At 68.2% G+C, this 16,194-nt stretch carries 18 protein-coding genes; 4 read left to right on the top strand and 14 right to left on the bottom strand.

The features are described 5' to 3' along the window. The 6 genes from cofG to WBP48_RS03510 form a co-directional block, all read right to left on the bottom strand. A partial coding sequence (gene cofG, locus WBP48_RS03535) for a 7,8-didemethyl-8-hydroxy-5-deazariboflavin synthase CofG (protein WP_424436184.1) occupies nt 1-1,108 on the bottom strand: 1,108 nt, incomplete at its 3' end. A gap of 199 nt (nt 1,109-1,307) precedes the next feature. Then, the gene (locus tag WBP48_RS03530) at nt 1,308-1,637 is read right to left on the bottom strand and encodes a DUF5615 family PIN-like protein (RefSeq protein ID WP_424436181.1); all 330 of its coding nucleotides are present in this window, start codon (nt 1,635-1,637) and stop codon (nt 1,308-1,310) included. 2 nt (nt 1,638-1,639) lie between these two features. Beyond that, a complete protein-coding gene (locus WBP48_RS03525) occupies nt 1,640-1,855 on the bottom strand; it encodes a DUF433 domain-containing protein (protein WP_424436179.1) in 216 nt (71 codons plus the stop codon). Between the two features lie 97 nt (nt 1,856-1,952). After that, entirely contained in the window at nt 1,953-2,462 is a 510-nt protein-coding gene (locus tag WBP48_RS03520) for an excisionase family DNA-binding protein (RefSeq protein ID WP_424436176.1), read from the bottom strand. A gap of 96 nt (nt 2,463-2,558) precedes the next feature. Continuing rightward, on the bottom strand, nt 2,559-2,780 hold the full coding sequence (locus WBP48_RS03515; RefSeq protein ID WP_424436174.1) for a hypothetical protein: 222 nt from the start codon (nt 2,778-2,780) through the stop codon (nt 2,559-2,561). 95 nt (nt 2,781-2,875) lie between these two features. Further along, the gene (locus WBP48_RS03510; protein ID WP_424436171.1) at nt 2,876-3,835 is read right to left on the bottom strand and encodes a LysR family transcriptional regulator; all 960 of its coding nucleotides are present in this window, start codon (nt 3,833-3,835) and stop codon (nt 2,876-2,878) included. A gap of 107 nt (nt 3,836-3,942) precedes the next feature. Between WBP48_RS03510 and hisD the strand changes: the two genes are divergently transcribed. The 3 genes from hisD (at nt 3,943) to WBP48_RS03495 (ending at nt 6,053) form a co-directional block, all read left to right on the top strand. Continuing rightward, nucleotides 3,943-5,250, top strand: a complete 1,308-nt coding sequence (hisD, locus tag WBP48_RS03505) for a histidinol dehydrogenase (RefSeq protein WP_424436168.1) — start codon at nt 3,943-3,945, stop codon at nt 5,248-5,250. Nucleotides 5,251-5,592: 342 nt separating this feature from the next. Then, nucleotides 5,593-5,865: a type II toxin-antitoxin system RelB family antitoxin gene (gene relB / locus WBP48_RS03500; RefSeq protein ID WP_424436165.1), complete on the top strand. Its 273-nt coding sequence runs from the start codon at nt 5,593-5,595 to the stop codon at nt 5,863-5,865. A 5-nt stretch (nt 5,866-5,870) separates the two neighbouring features. Continuing rightward, nucleotides 5,871-6,053 carry a type II toxin-antitoxin system RelE family toxin gene (locus tag WBP48_RS03495; RefSeq protein ID WP_424436187.1) on the top strand — a complete coding sequence of 61 codons (183 nt, stop codon included), beginning with the start codon at nt 5,871-5,873 and terminating at the stop codon, nt 6,051-6,053. Nucleotides 6,054-6,154: 101 nt separating this feature from the next. Here WBP48_RS03495 and WBP48_RS03490 read toward each other — a convergent pair whose 3' ends face one another. The 8 genes from WBP48_RS03490 to WBP48_RS03455 all read right to left on the bottom strand — a co-directional run bounded on the left by WBP48_RS03490 (nt 6,155) and on the right by WBP48_RS03455 (nt 14,652). After that, nucleotides 6,155-7,480: an aspartate aminotransferase family protein gene (locus WBP48_RS03490; RefSeq protein ID WP_424436163.1), complete on the bottom strand. Its 1,326-nt coding sequence runs from the start codon at nt 7,478-7,480 to the stop codon at nt 6,155-6,157. Nucleotides 7,481-7,557: 77 nt separating this feature from the next. Further along, nucleotides 7,558-8,733: an ABC transporter substrate-binding protein gene (locus WBP48_RS03485; RefSeq protein WP_424436160.1), complete on the bottom strand. Its 1,176-nt coding sequence runs from the start codon at nt 8,731-8,733 to the stop codon at nt 7,558-7,560. Between the two features lie 116 nt (nt 8,734-8,849). After that, nucleotides 8,850-9,650 carry an ABC transporter permease gene (locus tag WBP48_RS03480; RefSeq protein ID WP_424436157.1) on the bottom strand — a complete coding sequence of 267 codons (801 nt, stop codon included), beginning with the start codon at nt 9,648-9,650 and terminating at the stop codon, nt 8,850-8,852. After that, nucleotides 9,647-10,435, bottom strand: a complete 789-nt coding sequence (locus WBP48_RS03475) for an ABC transporter ATP-binding protein (RefSeq protein WP_424436154.1) — start codon at nt 10,433-10,435, stop codon at nt 9,647-9,649. Before WBP48_RS03475 ends, WBP48_RS03480 begins: the two co-directional genes overlap by 4 nt. After that, nucleotides 10,432-11,328, bottom strand: a complete 897-nt coding sequence (locus WBP48_RS03470) for an ABC transporter permease (protein WP_424436151.1) — start codon at nt 11,326-11,328, stop codon at nt 10,432-10,434. The genes WBP48_RS03475 and WBP48_RS03470 overlap by 4 nt, the downstream gene beginning before the upstream one ends. Next, on the bottom strand, nt 11,325-12,341 hold the full coding sequence (locus tag WBP48_RS03465) for a TIGR03842 family LLM class F420-dependent oxidoreductase (protein ID WP_424436148.1): 1,017 nt from the start codon (nt 12,339-12,341) through the stop codon (nt 11,325-11,327). The genes WBP48_RS03470 and WBP48_RS03465 overlap by 4 nt, the downstream gene beginning before the upstream one ends. Nucleotides 12,342-12,353: 12 nt before the next feature. Then, nucleotides 12,354-13,790 (bottom strand): dihydropyrimidinase, encoded by a 1,437-nt coding sequence (gene hydA / locus WBP48_RS03460; protein ID WP_424436145.1) that lies wholly within the window; start codon nt 13,788-13,790, stop codon nt 12,354-12,356. Nucleotides 13,791-13,803: 13 nt separating this feature from the next. Next, nucleotides 13,804-14,652: a nitrilase-related carbon-nitrogen hydrolase gene (locus WBP48_RS03455; protein ID WP_424436142.1), complete on the bottom strand. Its 849-nt coding sequence runs from the start codon at nt 14,650-14,652 to the stop codon at nt 13,804-13,806. A 397-nt stretch (nt 14,653-15,049) separates the two neighbouring features. On the opposite strand from WBP48_RS03455, the gene WBP48_RS03450 reads away from it, so the two are divergent. After that, a partial coding sequence (locus WBP48_RS03450; RefSeq protein WP_424436139.1) for an aminotransferase class I/II-fold pyridoxal phosphate-dependent enzyme occupies nt 15,050-16,194 on the top strand: 1,145 nt, incomplete at its 3' end.

The raw sequence follows: 16,194 nt of genomic DNA, 5'->3' as shown, positions 1-16,194 counted from the left end.
GGTCGATCCAGTCGGCGGCGGCGCGCACGAACTCCGGATGCGCCGTGAGCCGCTCGCGCAGCGTGAACCCGTGCGCGGCGGTCACCTCGGCCAGCAGGTCGAGGTGCGGCCACGGCCGCTCGGGGTTGACATGATCGGCGGTCAGCGGTGAGACGCCGCCCCAGTCGTCCACGCCCGCGGCCAGCAGCCGGCCCAGTTCGTCGGCGTCGGAAAGGTTCGGCGGTGCCTGAATGCGCATGCCGGGACCGAGCACGAGCCGGGCGACCGCGACGGCGGCGAGGTACTCGTCGCGGTCGGCATCCGCGGTTCCGGCCATCGCGGTGCCGGGCTTGGCCCGGAAGTTCTGCACGATGACCTCCTGCAGGTGCCCGTGCCGACGGTGCGCGTCGCGCAGCGCGAACAGCGACCGGGCGCGGTCGAGAAGACTCTCGCCGATGCCGACCAGGATGCCGGTGGTGAACGGGATGCGGGCGGCCCCGGCATCCTCGATCACGCGCAGCCGCACGGCGGGATCTTTGTCCGGCGAACCGAAGTGCGCCGCGCCGCGTCGGGTGAACAGCTCGCGCGAGGTCGTCTCGAGCATCATGCCGGCCGACGGCGCGACGGTGCGCAGCAGCGCCAGTTCGCCCGGTGTCATGACGCCGGGGTTGGCATGCGCGAGCAGGCCGGTCTCGGCCGTGATGAGGCGGGCGGCGTGGGCGACGTAGTCGACGGTCGAGGCGAAGCCGTGCGCGTCGAGCCACGCGCGCGCCTCGGGCCACCGCGTCTCGGGGCGGTCGCCGAGGGTCAGCAGCGCCTCTTTGCACCCCTGCTCGCGGCCGGCGCGGGCGAGACGAAGGATCTGGTCGTCGTCGAGGTACAGCGGCGCTCCGGCCCGCAGCAGCTGGGCGGGGGTGTCGACGAAGGCGCAGTAGTGGCAGCGGTCCCGGCACAGCGTCGTCAGCGGCAGGAACACCTTGCGCGAGTAGGTCACGGTCGCCGGCCGGCCGGCGTCGGCCAGGCCCCGGTCGCGCATCGCTCCGGCACGGGCGATCAACTCGTCGAGCGCGTCGCCGGTCGCGGCGAGCGCTGCGACCGCGTCGCTCTCGTCGGTGATTGTTCCGCTCACGACGTCCAACATGTCAGCCCTTTCAGGGGCGCTGCCGCGCCGCGAGGCCAAGAAACCTGCTTCGGGAACGCACACTTTCGCATCAGCCGATCACGCGAACGAAATATCGGTAGCCTGACCGATCAGCCGGCAGTCTTCGGGACGCACGGATGCACATGCTCCAACGATAACGAGATCGTGGACCCGCCTGGCGCGTTGGCTATCGCACCTCGATGAGACGTTCGCCTGCCTGTAGCTGTTCTATGATCGCGGGCAGCAGTGGGAGGAACCATGCTTCGAGTGCCCGTTTCGACGAGTTGCCCACCCGCAGCCATACGACCGATGGACCTATCGAGGTAGACCTGACGCGATGGGCGAAGTCGTCGTCCTTCGTGACGATCACCTGACCGGAGTCGGCGCAGTGATGCCAGATGGCGCTGTCGGATGAATCACGCATTCCGATGTCTCGCACTGCGACGGCACTGTGGCCCTCGCGCCGTAGAACAGCAGCAAGCGATGGTGGTAGTTGCGCGTCAACGACGAAGCGCACGGTTAGGAAGCGATCAGGACCGGGTGCGAGATCTCGCGAGCGGCATAGGCGATGGAGGCACGGAGGTCTTCGGCCTCCAGATCCGGATAGTCCGCGAGGATCTCGGGCTCAGGAACACCGGCGGCGAGCAACTCCAGCACATCCTGCACGCGGATGCGCATGCCGCGGATCGTCGGCCTTCCCCCGCAGATGCCCGGGTCTATGGTGATGCGCTCCATGCCACCATTGTCCCATCCCGTCACGCGCCCGTCGACCGGGTGTCGAGGATGGCGCGGTACCTGCCTCGAGTCTGTCAGACTGGGCCGAATCGCATCCTCAACGAGCGTTGCGCGCCTGCTCCAGCAGGTCCGCGATCTCCTCGGTGTCCGCGTCGTCGGCGTAGGCGGCGGTGCTGTCGACGATGAACCTGTTGCGGCGCTCGCGAAGCTCTTCCCGGAAGGCAAGCACGTCGGCCAGACGCAGCTTGCGGCGCACCGCGCCGGGCACGTGAGCGTTCAGTTCGCCCTCATCGATCAACCGGACGACGGTGGGCCGGCTCACACCGAGGATCTCCGCGGCCTGCTGCGTGCTGATCTCCTGATCGCGAGTGAGGATGCTGATCGACCGGCCACGGCTGAGGGCCTCCACGACCTGCTTCAAGATCGCGTGCAGCTGCTCGGTGAGCTCGACCCGATCATGCGCGCCGACGCCACTGAGGAAGTACGCCGATGCGGGCGCAGCGCCATGGCGCGCCTCGTGCGCTTCGAGGAAGCTGAGGACGGTCGCCAGCTCGTCTGCCTCGCCAGGTGCGGGCTGGACGACGTCCACCGCGGCGTTCGCACTCATCGTCTCCTCCAGAGCGTGTCGGTATGGCGCCCAACGCTAACACAGTTACGAAAGTTACGAAAGAGGTTCGGGCTTTCGTGGGGTGCAGAGTCAAGCTCAGCTCAACTCGTCCGCCGTCGTCGCAGGCCAGGCTGCGGCGGCTTTGACGAGCATCGCGGACAGGCTCGTCGCGGTCTGCGCGGTGATGTCGTAGAGCACGACGTCGCCAACCCGCTGCTCGTCGCGTGGGGTCGTCCGGCGGGTGCCGAAGGCCGACGCGGGAGGCGTCTCGCGGGTTCGCGGAGCCGCCCGTTGTCGAGGCGCTTCACGAGTACTCATTTCACGTCGCTCCCCAGGTCGCGGCGGTCGAGATGTGCGCCGCGGTGACACTGGAGGAGCATCTCCGATCCGGAGTGTGTGTGCGCCTTGCTCGTTCACCCAAGAAAGGCGCGGACACGAAGCTCGTCGGCGATGATCTGCGCAGTCGCGTCGGGGCCGCTTTGATGCTCGACGAGGGAGTGCCATGCCAACCGGACAAGCTCTCGGGTGGCTGGTGAGAGAATCTGTCCGCGTCTCTTGATGAACGCCAGCGTGTCGAACATCGGCTCCGCGAAAGAGATTGTGTGCAGCCCGGGTGGCATGGTCGATGCTGCCGTGGCGGCACGGCACAGCATCGAGTCGCCGAATCCCTCGGACACGAGTTCGAGTGCCGTGCCGAGGTACTCCACCTCGATCACGGGTTCGAGTCGCGTTCCGGCCATCTGCGCCCGCTCGTGAAGCTGCCTACGGGCTGGGTCACTTGTCGCGTAGTGCGCGTCGTACAGCACCAGAGCGGCGCTGCAACAGCTCTCGATAGTCGGAGGCGTGCGTGTGTGCTCGGGGTTGGCGGATACATAGACGACCTCATCGCGGGCAAGAGGCAGCACATCCATTGCGTCGTCGTCGATCGGGAGTGTTACAAGGCCGGCTTCCAAGACCCCAGCCGCCACATCGCCCGCGGTTTCTGCGCTGTTCTGACCGATCAGCCGTACCCGAACCTTCGGGTACCGGCGTCGAAACCGCTTCGCAAGATCGGCACGAAAGTAGTAGTCCGCGTTGCGGAGGAGACCGAACGTTGCCGTGCCACCACCCAACTCTTGTTGTGAACGAACGGCTTTCTCCCCCAACTCGGCGGACGTGACCGATTGCTCCGCATGCGGGAGCAACTGTTCGCCGGCCGATGTCAGCCTCAGCGCGCGACTCCCGCGGACGAACAGCTTGGCGTGAAGCTCTTCCTCCAGCCGCCGGACAAGATCTGACACAGCGGGTTGACTCATGTTCAGCGCCTCTGCCGCAGCTGTGAACGTGCCCGCACGAGCAGCGGCGATGAATGCCTGAAGCTGAGTCAGTGTCATAACACAACACTATAGATTGCATGAGAATACTGGCCGTTGTCTTATTGGTACCAACTCCGTAGCGTCGCCAGAAGAATGCAACACCGTTTGAGTACCAGGAGGATCACATGGCCACCCACTTGAAGCACGCGACGCCGAAGACACGCGAAGGCTCGACGTCCACGGACGTGAGCAGCGTGGTCGCCAATGTCATCGCCGATGTTCGGACGCAGGGGGACACCGCTGTTCGTGAGTACTCTGCAAAGTTCGATCAGTGGAGCCACGCATCGTTCCGGCTCTCGCCCGAGGAGATCGATGCCACCATCTCCCGCGTGCCCGCCCAGACCCTCGAGGACATCCGCACCGCACAGGAGAACGTGCGGCGATTCGCGCAACTCCAGCTCGAGTCACTCTCCGACTTCGAAGCCGAAGTTGAGCCGGGCGTGCTGCTCGGACAGAAGAACATCCCGGTCAACGCCGTCGGCGCCTACGTCCCCGGTGGCCGCTACCCGCTGCTCGCCTCGGCACACATGACCATCGTGACTGCGAAGGTCGCTGGTGTCGAACGGGTCGCTGCCGCGACACCCGCCGCACGAGGCGTCATCCCGGATGCATCGGTCGCCGCCATGCACCTCGCAGGAGCAGACGAGATCTACCTGCTCGGCGGTGTCCAGGCTGTGGCCGCACTCGCCCTGGGAACCGAGACGATCGCAGCAGTCGACATCCTGGTAGGGCCGGGCAACGCCTACGTTGCCGAGGCTAAGCGGCAGCTCTTCGGCGAGGTGGGCATCGACCTGTTCGCGGGCCCGACAGAGGTGCTCATCGTCGCCGATGAAACAGCAGACCCCCTCCTGACCGCCGTTGACCTGCTCAGCCAGGCCGAGCACGGACCGGATTCACCCGCTGTGCTCGTGACCACCTCGAAGGACCTCGCAGAACGCACGCTTGCGGAGATCGATCGGCTCCTGCCGGGCCTGCCCACCGGAGAGGTCGCGGGTCAGGCGTGGCGCGAGCACGGCGAAGTGATCCTCGCTGAAAGCCTGGCGGAGGCTTACCAGATCACTGATGAGTACGCGAGCGAGCACGTGCAGATCTTGACGCAGGACCCGCGCGAAGCGCTCGACGCGCTGACCAACTACGGCGCCCTGTTCCTCGGCGAGAACACCTGTGTGTCCTTCGGGGACAAAGTCATCGGCACCAACCATGTCCTCCCCACTCGTAAGGCTGCGCGGTACACAGGCGGGCTCTGGGTCGGGAAGTACCTCAAGACGGTCACCTACCAGGAAGTGACGTCCCCCGCGGCTTCCGGCGAACTCGGCGAGCTGCTCGGACGCGCTGCGCGCGCCGAGAACTTCGAAGGGCACGCCCGTTCCGGCGACCTGCGCGCAGCGCGCCGCGACGGAACGCTCCCCTCGTGGGCCCAAGCGGGTCGGTAACGCCGGGCGCCAGATGAAGGACTATCAGGTCACTCGGTGGCGAGCGGGGGGTTTCTGGTCACCAATCTGGTCACCGACACTGACCGCGACACAGGCACGGCGAATCCGCAACAGGGGTCCGGTCTTCTCTCCCGCGAAGTTGCTGCAGCGTCAGCCGATCGGCTCCCAGCTCGATGAAGTCGTCATCATCGAACGCCCCGATGATGAGGGAGGTGCGCACGCCCCACCATCGGTGGCATACGTCCATGAGTCAGTTGTCGAGCAGGAGGGGAATCGAGCGGCGACGGCAGGGAGCGAGTGAACTGGTTGCAGTAGCCGGTGACACAGCGCAGTGTGTATTACATGTCTCACACGCTGACGCTTCGGCTGCCGGAGGATCTGAACGCCCGGCTGAACCGGCTTGCCGAGTCGACCAGTCGGCCCAAGTCGTTCTACGTCCGCGCCCTGCTCGAAGAGCATCTTTCGGCGCTTGAGTATGTGGCCGGTCTTGATGCTGAAGTCGAGGCGATCCGGCGTGGTGAGGTCGAGACTCGGCCGATGGACGAGCTGGCCCGCGAACTCGGGTTCGACCCGGCCGAGCTGCGCGCCGAGGCGAACTCCGGCGCTGGTGCTTAGCCCGGATTCGAGCCTCTCCCGATGAGCGGATTCGATCTCGTCCGGTCATCCGCGTTCGACAAGCACATCCGCAAGCAGGTCTCTGGCGTCTCCGCGTCGGTGACTACAGAGTGATCATCAGCGTCCAGAACGCGGAACTCACGGTCATCGCCATCGATGTCGACCGCCGCAGCAGCATTTACGGCTGAACGTGCGGAGACTGCACTACTCACGATGAGTGAAACTCGCACACGCCGAGGCTATAGGAAGCAATGCACGTGGGCAGTGGTCTCGCGCTGCCCGGGCCGCCTCAGCCGACCGGTTCGATGACAGCCAGCGCCGCGTCGTAGATCTCCACGGCCCGCGCGACCTCGTCGGCGGTCACGGTGCACGGCGGCACGACGTGGATGCGGTTGTCGGAGACGAACGGCAGCAGCCCACGCTCCAGCAACTCCGTCTTCAGGCGCGCCATCGTCGCGGCCGGCAGAGGCTCGCGGGTCGCGCGGTCGGCGACGAGTTCGAGCGCCCAGAACACGCCCTCGCCGCGCACCTCGCCGATGACCTCGTGCTTCTCGGCCAGCGCGGCGAGCGCGGGGGCGAGCGCCTCGGCGCCGATGGTGTGCGCGTTCTCGACGACGCCCTCAGCGTGCATCGCCTCGATCGTCGCGACCGCCGCGGCCGTCGCGAGCGGGTGGCCCGAATAGGTGAGCCCGCCGGGAAAGACGCGGTCATCGAACGTCGCCGCGATGGGGTCGGAGATGATCACGCCGCCGAGGGGCACGTAGCCGGAGTTCACGCCCTTCGCGAACGTGATGAGGTCGGGCACGACGCCGTGCCGCTCGAAGGCGAACCACTCGCCGGTGCGGCCGAAGCCGGCCATGACCTCGTCGAGGATCAGGACGATGCCGAACTCGTCCGCCAGCGCCCGGACGCCGGCGAGGTAGCCGTCCGGCGGCACGATGACCCCCGCGGTGCCCGGGATCGACTCGATGAGGATCGCCGCGATCGTGCCAGGCCCCTCCGCCTCGATCGTCCGGCGCAGGTGATGCAGGGCGCGCTCGCACTCCTGCTCGGGCGAGACGGACCAGAACTCGCTGCGGTACGGATACGGCCCGAAGAAGTGGACGTGCCCGCGCGCGTACTGGTTCGGCATCCGTCGCCAGTCTCCCGTCGCGACGATGGCCGCTCCCGTGTTGCCGTGGTAGGAGCGGTACTGCGACAGCACGGTGTCGCGGCCGGTGTACAGGCGCGCCAGGCGGATCGCGTTCTCGTTGGCGTCGGCGCCGCCGTTGGTGAAGAAGACCTTCTCGAACCCGTCGGGCGCGAGGTCCGCGATGAGGCTCGCGGCGCGCCCGCGGGCGAGGTTCGCCGTCGCCGGCGAGACCGTGGTGAGGATCTCGGCCTGCTCCTTGATGGCCTGCACGACGGCCGGATGCTGGTGCCCGATGTTGACGTTCACGAGCTGACTCGAGAAGTCGAGCCACGACCGCCCGGAGTGATCCCACACGGTCGTGCCGCTGCCGCCGGCCAGCACGAAGGGCGAGATCGCCCCCTGCGCCGACCACGAGTGGAACACGTGCCCCCGATCGAGTTCGCGCGTCAGCGCGTCGAGGTCGGTGGTCTGGGTCAGGCTCATGGGGTTCTCCTCGTGCCTTCTCGTGTGGGAGGGAGGCCGCCCGAGCGGGATCCGTGCCCCGCTCGGGCGGCAAGGTGTTACTGACCGCCCTCGGTGAGAGTGACGTCGATGGGAGTGTACGTCCCATCGAGCGTCAGATCCTCGTCGGCGAGCTCATCGATCGCCTGCTGGATGTAGTCGTTCGAGTACGCGGATGCCGGAGGCTCGGTCGTGATCAGGTTGAGACCCTGTTCGTTGACGGCCGACAGCGCGCCGTCCACCGTCTTCTTCCAGGCGGCGTCGTCGATGAGCCCGAAGGTGCCACCGGTCCAGATGAGCTTGTTGACCTCGTTCATCTGCCACAGCTGGTGCACGGGCCCGACCGGGTAGCCGTTGCCGTCGACCGATGCCTGGTAGGAGATGTCGGCGGCCTCCTCGACGTTGTCGCGCGCGTAGACCCAGCCCTTGATGACGGCCTTGAGGAAGCGGACGGCGGCGTCGGCGTACGCCGGGTCGTCGGCGAGGCGCTCGGTGTCGGCCCAGATCGCGTCCTGCAGCATCGCGCCCTCGGTGTCCTCGTAGTAGATCACGTTGAGGTCGTCGAGCGTGTAGAGGTTTCCGGTCGCGGGGTTGACCGTTTCGAGCACGAGCGCGAGCTCGTTGTAGGTCATCGCCTGCGCGGCGTCGACCGAGCCGTCGAGCAGCGCCGTCATGTCGAAGCCCTGCGTCGTGATCGACACCGACGAGGCATCGAGGCCGTCGGCGGCCATGGCGGCGAAGATCTCCCACTCGTTGCCGAACCCCCACGAGCCGATGGCCTTGCCCTCGAAGTCGGCGACCGAGGTGATTCCGGAGGCCGGCCACGAGACCTGTGTGGTCCCCGAGGCCTGGAAGACCTGGGCGATGTCGGTCAGTTCGACACCGGCCGACTCGATCGTGCCGAGGACCTTCGGCACCCACGCGACCGCGAAGTCGACGTCGCCGGCGGCGAGGGCGTCCTGCGGCACGATGTCGCCGCCTGAGGGCACGATCTCGACGTTGTCGAAGCCCTCGTCCTCGAAGTAGCCCTGGTCGAGCGCGGCGTAGTACCCGGCGAACTGGGCCTGCGGGAGCCACTGCAGCTGCAGCGAGATGTCGGTGATCGGCGTGAAGTCCTCATCGCCCCCGGACTCGGACGATGCGGGCTCGGATCCCCCTGAGCACGCGGAGAGGGCAAGAGCGGCGGCGGTCATCGTGGTGACGAGCGCGAGGCCGCGACGGGTGCTGTGTCGCATGGTGTTCCTTTCGGGTGGGTACGGGTGGTGCGGGTGGATGGTGCAGGTCGGGCTGAGTCGGGGGCCGATCGGGGTCAGCGCGCGCGGGTCGGATGCCGGCGGGTCGGAAACCGGCGTCACCCCGGCCGCCTCCATGTCACGAGCCGCTCCAGCAGCACGGTCACGAGGAAGAACACGAGGCCGACGCTGATTGCCGCCAGGACGCTCGCGAAGGCGAGCGCGGATGCGCCGGTCTTGGCGTAGCTGGCGATCGCGGTACCGAGGCCGTTGGCCGGTCCCCCGAAGTACTCGGCGACGAGCGCCGCGATGACGGCGAGGGCGCTCGCCAGGCGCAGGCCGGTCAACAGCGAAGGCAGGGCGACCGGGAGGGTCAGCTTGCGGAAGGTCTGTGCGCCGGTGGCCGCGGAGGCGCGGAACAGGTCACGCTGGACGGCGCTGGTTTGCCGCAGGCCAGAGAGCACGTTGACGAACACCGGGACGAACGCCGCGACGCCCGCCACGATCTGCCGCGCGGTCTGGGCCGACAGCCCGAACATCGCGTAGAGGACGGGCGCGAGGGCCACGATGGGGATGACGGCGAGCCCGACCACGAGCGGCGCGAGCATGCCGTCGACGGCGCGCACCCACGCGGCGACGCCGGCGAGCACGATCGCGAGGATCGCCCCGCCGATCAGGCCGACGAGCGCGTTGCCTCCCGTGATGAGCGCGTTGTCGAGGATCAGGTCCCACCGCGACACGAGCTGTTCGAAGACGGCGGCCGGAGCGGGAACGAGCGGCAGCCGTCCGGTCTGCACGCCCGACAGCAGTTGCCACGCGACGAGCAGCAGGATGCCGACGACAATCGGAGCCGCGACGCGCGCGACCCGCTCGCCGCGTACCGTCAGCCCGCGGGACATCCCCGTCGTCGCGACGCTCATCGCTCGTTGGCCCGTTCGACCGGGGCGCCGTGGAGCGCTTCGCGCACCGCCGTGACGCGTTCGAAGAACTCCGGCGCCTCGCGCAGCGCCTCGGCGCGCTCGGCGCCGAAGGGGATGTCGACGATGTCGGTGATCCGGCCCGGGCGCGGCGACATGACGACGACGCGGTCCGACAGGTACACCGCCTCGGGGATGGAGTGCGTGACGAACACGACCGCCGCCGCGGTCTCGGCGGCGATGCGGGCGAGCTCGGTCTGCATCCGTTCCCGGGTCATCTCGTCGAGCGCGCCGAACGGCTCGTCCATGAGGAGCAGGCGCGGCTCGGTCGCGAGCGCCCGCGCGATGGCGACGCGTTGCTGCATGCCGCCGGACAGCTCGTCGGGATGCCGCTCGCCGAACTCGGTCAGCCCGACGAGGCCAGCAAGTTCGGCGGCGCGAGCCGTGCGCTGCGGCCCCGGCATCCCGTGCAATTCGAGCGGCAGCGCGATGTTCTGGAGCACCGTGCGCCAGGGCAGCAGTCCCGCCTGTTGAAAGGCGATGCCGTAGTCCTGGTCGATGCGCGCCCGCCGGGCCGGCTTGCCGAAGACGCGCAGGTCGCCGGAGGTCGGCTGGTCGAGGTCTGCGATGAGCCGCATGAGGGTGGACTTGCCGCATCCGGACGGGCCGATGAGCGAGACGAACTCCCCCGCCGACACCTCGAGGTCGACGCCGGCGAGCGCCTGCACGCGCGTGCGCGTGCCGAACACCCGGTCGACGCCGGCGGCGCTGACAGCGAGTTCGCTCATGACCGTGCCTCCGTCCGTCGGTAGCGGCCGAGCCCCGCGCCGAGTACGGCGACGGACCCTGCGGCGACGAGGCCGAGCAGCACGGAACCGATGATCGGCCCCCACGGCAGCGCCGGGTCGGACGAGGCGGACTGCGCCATCTGCAGGATCATCCGGCCGAGCCCGCCCTGCATGCCGATCGACACTTCCGCGACGATCGCTCCGACGACGGCGTTGGCCGCCGCGAGCCGCAGCGCCGGCAGCAACGCTGGAACGGCGGCCGGAAGCCGCAGCTTCAGCAGCGTCGGCAGGTACCCGGCGGCGTAGCTGCGCATGAGGTCGACGTGGATCGCGTCGGGCGACGACAGTCCGCGCAGCGCTCCGACGGCGACGGGGAAGAACGCGAGGTACGACGCGATGAGGGCGACCGACAGCCACTGCGGCCACGGCATGACGGCGCGGTCGATCTGGTTTCCGACCCGCGCGACGATCGGTGCGAACGCGATGAGCGGCACGGTCTGCGAGACGACGATCCAGGGCAGGAGTCCCCACTCCACGACCCGCCACCGCTGCATCGCGAACGCCAGCAGCAGCCCGACGACGGCGCCGATCACCCACCCCACGGCGGCGATCCCGAGCGTCGTGACGAAGCCCTGCGCGACGGACTGCCACAGCGGCGGCGACGACGCGCCGCTGGTCGGCTCGAACAGCCGCGCGACCATCTCCCACAGGTGCGGCATGGCCCGGTCGCTCGCGCGCGGCAGCAGCCGCAGGCCCGAACCGGTGCGCCCCTCGACGGCGCCGACGACCCAGCCCTCGGCGGGGCCGAGCCACTTGTACAGCTCCCACAGCGCCGCGACGAGGACGAGGCCGAGTGCTCCCCACATCCACGCCGCACGCGCCCGGGCCGTCATGACTTGGCCGTCGCCCGGTCGGTCAGCGCAGGGATGACGGTCTCGCCGTAGACCCGCATCGTCTCCTCTTTGTTGTCGTGCTGCAGGTATCCGGCGAACTGCGTCACGCCGATCTCGCGCAGCCGTTGCAGCTTGGCGATGTGGTCGGATGCCGAGCCGAGCACGCAGAACCGGTCCACGATCTCGTCGGGCACGAAATCGACGTGGTCGTTGTCGCTCTGGCCGTGCGTGTTGTAGTCGTAACCCTTGCGCCCCGCGATGTAGTCGGTGAGCGCCTGCGGCACCTCGCCGTTCGCGCCGTACTTGGCGACGATGTCGGCGACGTGGTTGCCGACCATTCCGCCGAACCAGCGGCACTGGTTGCGCATGTGCTCGAGGTCATCGCCGATGTACACAGGGGCGGCAACACAGAAGGCGATCGCGTCCGGATCGCGGCCGGCGGCAGCCGCGGCATCCCGCACGACCTTGATCATCCACTCCGCGATGTCGACGTCGGCCAGCTGCAGGATGAAGCCGTCGCCGACCTCTCCGGTGAGCTTGAGCGCGAGCGGGCCGTAGGCGGCGACCCAGACATCGAGCTGCGAGCCGCGGCTCCACGGGAACTGCAGCGTCGCCCCGTTGTACTCGACGGGCCGCGAGTTGGCGAGCTCACGGATGACGTGGATCGCCTCGCGCAGCTCGCGCAGCGTCGTGGGCTTGCCGTTCGTGACGCGCACCGCCGAGTCGCCACGGCCGATGCCGCAGATCGTGCGGTTGCCGTACAGCTCGTTGAGCGTCGCGAAGACGGATGCCGTGACCGTCCAGTCCCGCGTCGCCGGGTTGGTCACGAAGGGGCCCACCGTGATGCGCTTGGTCGCGTTCAGCATCGCGGAGTGGATGACGTACGGCTCTTCCCACAGCAGGTGCGAGTCGAACGTCCACACGTGGCTGAACCCGTGCGCCTCGGCGAGCTGCGCGAGCTGCACGCTCCGCGCCGCCGGCGGATGCGTCTGCAGAACGACACCGAAATCCATGTCAGTCCCCGATCACACCAGGTACTGGCTCAGACCGCGCTTGATGTACGACCCGTGCCCCTTCGTGCCGACATAGCCGCTTTCGTCGACGACGACCGCGCCGCGCGAGATGACGGTGTCGACGTGCCCGTCGATCTCGTAGCCCTCCCACGCGGAGTAGTCCATGTTCATGTGGTGGGTCTTGCCGAGACCGATGGAGGTGTGACCGTTCGGGTCGTAGACGACGATGTCGGCATCCGCTCCGGGCTGGATGACCCCCTTCCTGCCGTACATGCCGAACATGCGCGCCGGGGTCGTGCTCGTCAGCTCGACCCAGCGCGGCAGCGTGAGCTTGCCGGTGGCGACGCCCTGGTACATGAGGTCCATGCGGTGTTCGACCGACCCGATGCCGTTCGGGATCTTCGAGAAGTCGCCGAGTCCCATGTCCTTCTGGCCCTTCATGCAGAACGGGCAGTGGTCGGTGGAGACCATCTGGATATCGTTCGTCCGCAGCGCCTGCCACATGTGGTGCTGGTGGCCCTCCTGCTTCGAGCGCAGCGGCGTCGAGCACACCCACTTCGCGCCCTCGAAGTCGCCCCACTCCTCGCTGGAGGCGCCGAGCTGGTCCTCCAGTGAGAGGTAGAGGTACTGCGGGCAGGTCTCGCCGAAGATGTTGAGACCCTTGTCGCGCGCCGCCGCGATCTGCTCGACCGCCTGCTTGGCGCTGACGTGTACGACGTACAGCGGCGCGCCGGTGAGGTCGGCGATCATGATCGCGCGGTGGGTCGCCTCCTCCTCGGCCTGCCAGGGCCGGGTGATGCCGTGGTAGTACGGCGACGTCTTGCCGGCGGCGACCGACTGCTGCACGAGCACGTCGATGATGGCGCCGTTCTCGGCGTGCATCATCATCATCGCGCCGTTGTCGGCGCCCTTCTGGAACGCGCGCAGGATCTGGCCGTCGTCCGAGAGGAAGACGCCCTTGTACGCCATGAACAGCTTGAAGCTCGTGACGCCCTCGGCGATCAGCTCGTCCATCGCCGTGAGCGACGAGTCCTGCACGTCGGAGAGGATCTGGTGGAACCCGTAGTCGATCGCGCAGTTACCGGCGGCCTTCTCGTGCCACGCGTGGTACTGCTCGAGGATGTTCTGATCGGGATACTGCACGACGAAGTCGACGATGCTCGTCGTGCCGCCGATCGCGGCGGCACGCGTGCCGGTCTCGAACGTGTCGCTGGCTTCGGTGCCGCCAAAGGGCATCTGCATGTGGGTGTGTGCGTCGATCCCGCCCGGGATGACATATTTGCCCGCGGCATCCACGACGACATCGACGGATGCCGCCAGGTCGTGCCCCAGCAGCGTGGAGCCGGGCTGCAGCACCGCGACGATCGTCTCGCCGTCGACGAGCACGTCGGCCGCTCCCGTGCCGGTCGCGTTCACGACCGTCCCGCCGGTGATGAGGGTAGTGGTCATGAGTTCCTCCGGTTCACGGCGCCACGATGTCCGAGTACGTGTCCGGCCGGCGGTCCCGATAGAACTGCCAGTCGTCGCGCATCTGCTGCACGAGGTCGAGGTCGAGGTCGCGCACCAGGACCTCCTCGGTCTCGCTCGACCCGACCGCGCCGACGAAGTTGCCGCGCGGATCGATCACCTGGCTGTTGCCGTAGAAGAAGACGGCGTCGTCGCCGTACTCGTTGTCCTCCAGGCCCACCCGGTTGGGCTGCAGCACGTAGTAGCCGTTCGCGACGGCCGCGGCGGGTCCCTCGATCTCCCACAGCCGGTTCGACAGGCCCGGCTTGGTCGCGTTGGGGTTGAAGACCATGTGCGCGCCGTTCAGGCCGAGCTCCCGCCATCCCTCCGGAAAGTGCCGGTCGTAACAGATGTACATCCCCACCTTGCCGACGGCGGTCTCGAACACCGGATAGCCGAGATTGCCGGGACGGAAGTAGAACTTCTCCCAGAACTTGTCGACGTGGGGCAGGTGGTTCTTGCGGTACGTGCCGAGGATCGAGCCGTCGGCATCCACCAGCACTGCCGTGTTGTAGTAGACGCCCGTCTGCGCCTCTTCGTAGATCGGGAGCACCATGACGGTGCCGAGTTCCTTGGCGACCGCCGCGAAGCGCTGCACGATGTGGCCGTCGACCGGCTCGGCGTAGCGGTAGTACTTCTTGTCCTGCGTGATGCCGAAGTACGGGCCGTAGAACAGCTCCTGAAAGCACAGCACCTGCGCACCCTGGGCGGCGGCGTCGCGGGCGAACTGCTCGTGCTTGTCGAGCATCGACTCCTTGTCCCCGGTCCACGTCGTCTGCGTGATCCCCGCGCGCACTGTCACCATCGTCGACTCCTCGGGCTCTCGGATGCTTTCTGTTACTGTCACCCTTGAACATTTCTCGACGATTACCGATTGTGTCGCGACCGTTACGCCTCGCGGGAACGCGTGCACGTTTTGTGGCCGACCTGGTCGCTTCCGCGACCGATAGCGACCAAGTTCGCCCACCTCTCACGGCATAGCGGCCAGGTGCGCCCACATCCCGGCGCCCGGGGCACGGGATGTGCGTCACCAGGCCCGCCATCATGTTCACGCACTGATGCTCTCAGAGCATCAGTGCGTGAACGTCCGGCGGCAAGAAGACCGGCGGGCGCAGCGACCCCGCAACGACTCGGCCCCACCTGTTACGGTCACCCTTGAACATTCCGGGAGCAAGAGTCGGCTGGAGAACGGGAGGGACCGGATGTTAACGCTCGCTGAGCTCACCGGACGCTCGCCGCACGCGATCGCCGCGGAGATCTCACGCCTCGTCGACGACGGCACCCTGGCACCCGGCGAGCGCCTGCCGACGGTGCGCGAGATCGCGGGGCAGCTCGGCGTGTCGGCGGGGACGGTCTCGGCCGCCTGGCGCGCCCTGTCGGGGGCGGGGGTGCTCGTCTCGCGGGGGCGGGCGGGGACGTTCGTGCGCCGCGAGCGCCGCGAGTGGCTGAGCAGCCGCGTCGTGGGGATGACCGGGACGGGCGACGACGTGCAGCTCGACCTGTCGCTCGGCACCCCCGACCCGGCGATGCTCCCCGACCTCGACGCGGCCCTCGGGCGCCTCGCTCCGCGGGCCGACACCGGACACTACCACGACCGGCCCATCCTCGCCGAGCTCGAGGCCGTGCTGCGCGAAAGCTGGCCGACGCCCGGCGTCGAGACCCTGACGATCGTCGACGGGGCGCTCGACGGCATCTCCCGCACGCTCGAACAGGTCCTGCGATTCGGCGATCGCGTCATCGTCGAATCCCCCGGCTTCCCGCACTTCTTCGACCTCGTCGAAGCCTTGGGCGCCGAGATCGTCCCGGTCGAACTCGACCGGGACGGCGTGACGTCGGCATCCCTCGTTCGTGCCCTCTCGACGAAGCCGGCCGCGATGCTGCTGCAGCCGCGCGCGCAGAACCCGACGGGGATCTCGATGTCGGTGGAGCGGGCGCGCGCGCTCGCGCGGGTGCTGACGACGGCGCCGAGCGGACGAGCGGTCACGATCATCGAGGACGACCATTCCGCCCTGATCAGCAGCGCGCCGCCGGTGACGCTCGCGCGATGGCTGCCGCAGCAGGTCGTGCACGTGCGGAGCTTCTCGAAGTCGCACGGCCCCGACCTGCGCATCGGCGCGCTCGGCGGCCCCGCGCGCATCGTGGAGCGCGTCGTCGCGCGCAGGATGCTGGGGCCCGCGTGGACGTCGCGGCTGCTGCAGACGGTGCTGTGGGATCTGCTGACGGCATCCGGTCCCCACGCCCGCGTGCGGACCGCGCGGCTGATCTACCGGGACCGCATCGACCGGCTCGCCGTCGCGCTGCGCCGGCTGGGCGTCGATGTCGGTGACCCCGACGGGATCAATCTGTG

Origin of the sequence: Microbacterium sp. (assembly GCF_049661145.1) — a bacterium.
GTDB lineage: Bacteria > Actinomycetota > Actinomycetes > Actinomycetales > Microbacteriaceae > Microbacterium.
The sequence above is the reverse complement of the archived record's forward strand: the minus strand, read 5'-3'. Positions and strand labels throughout refer to the sequence as shown.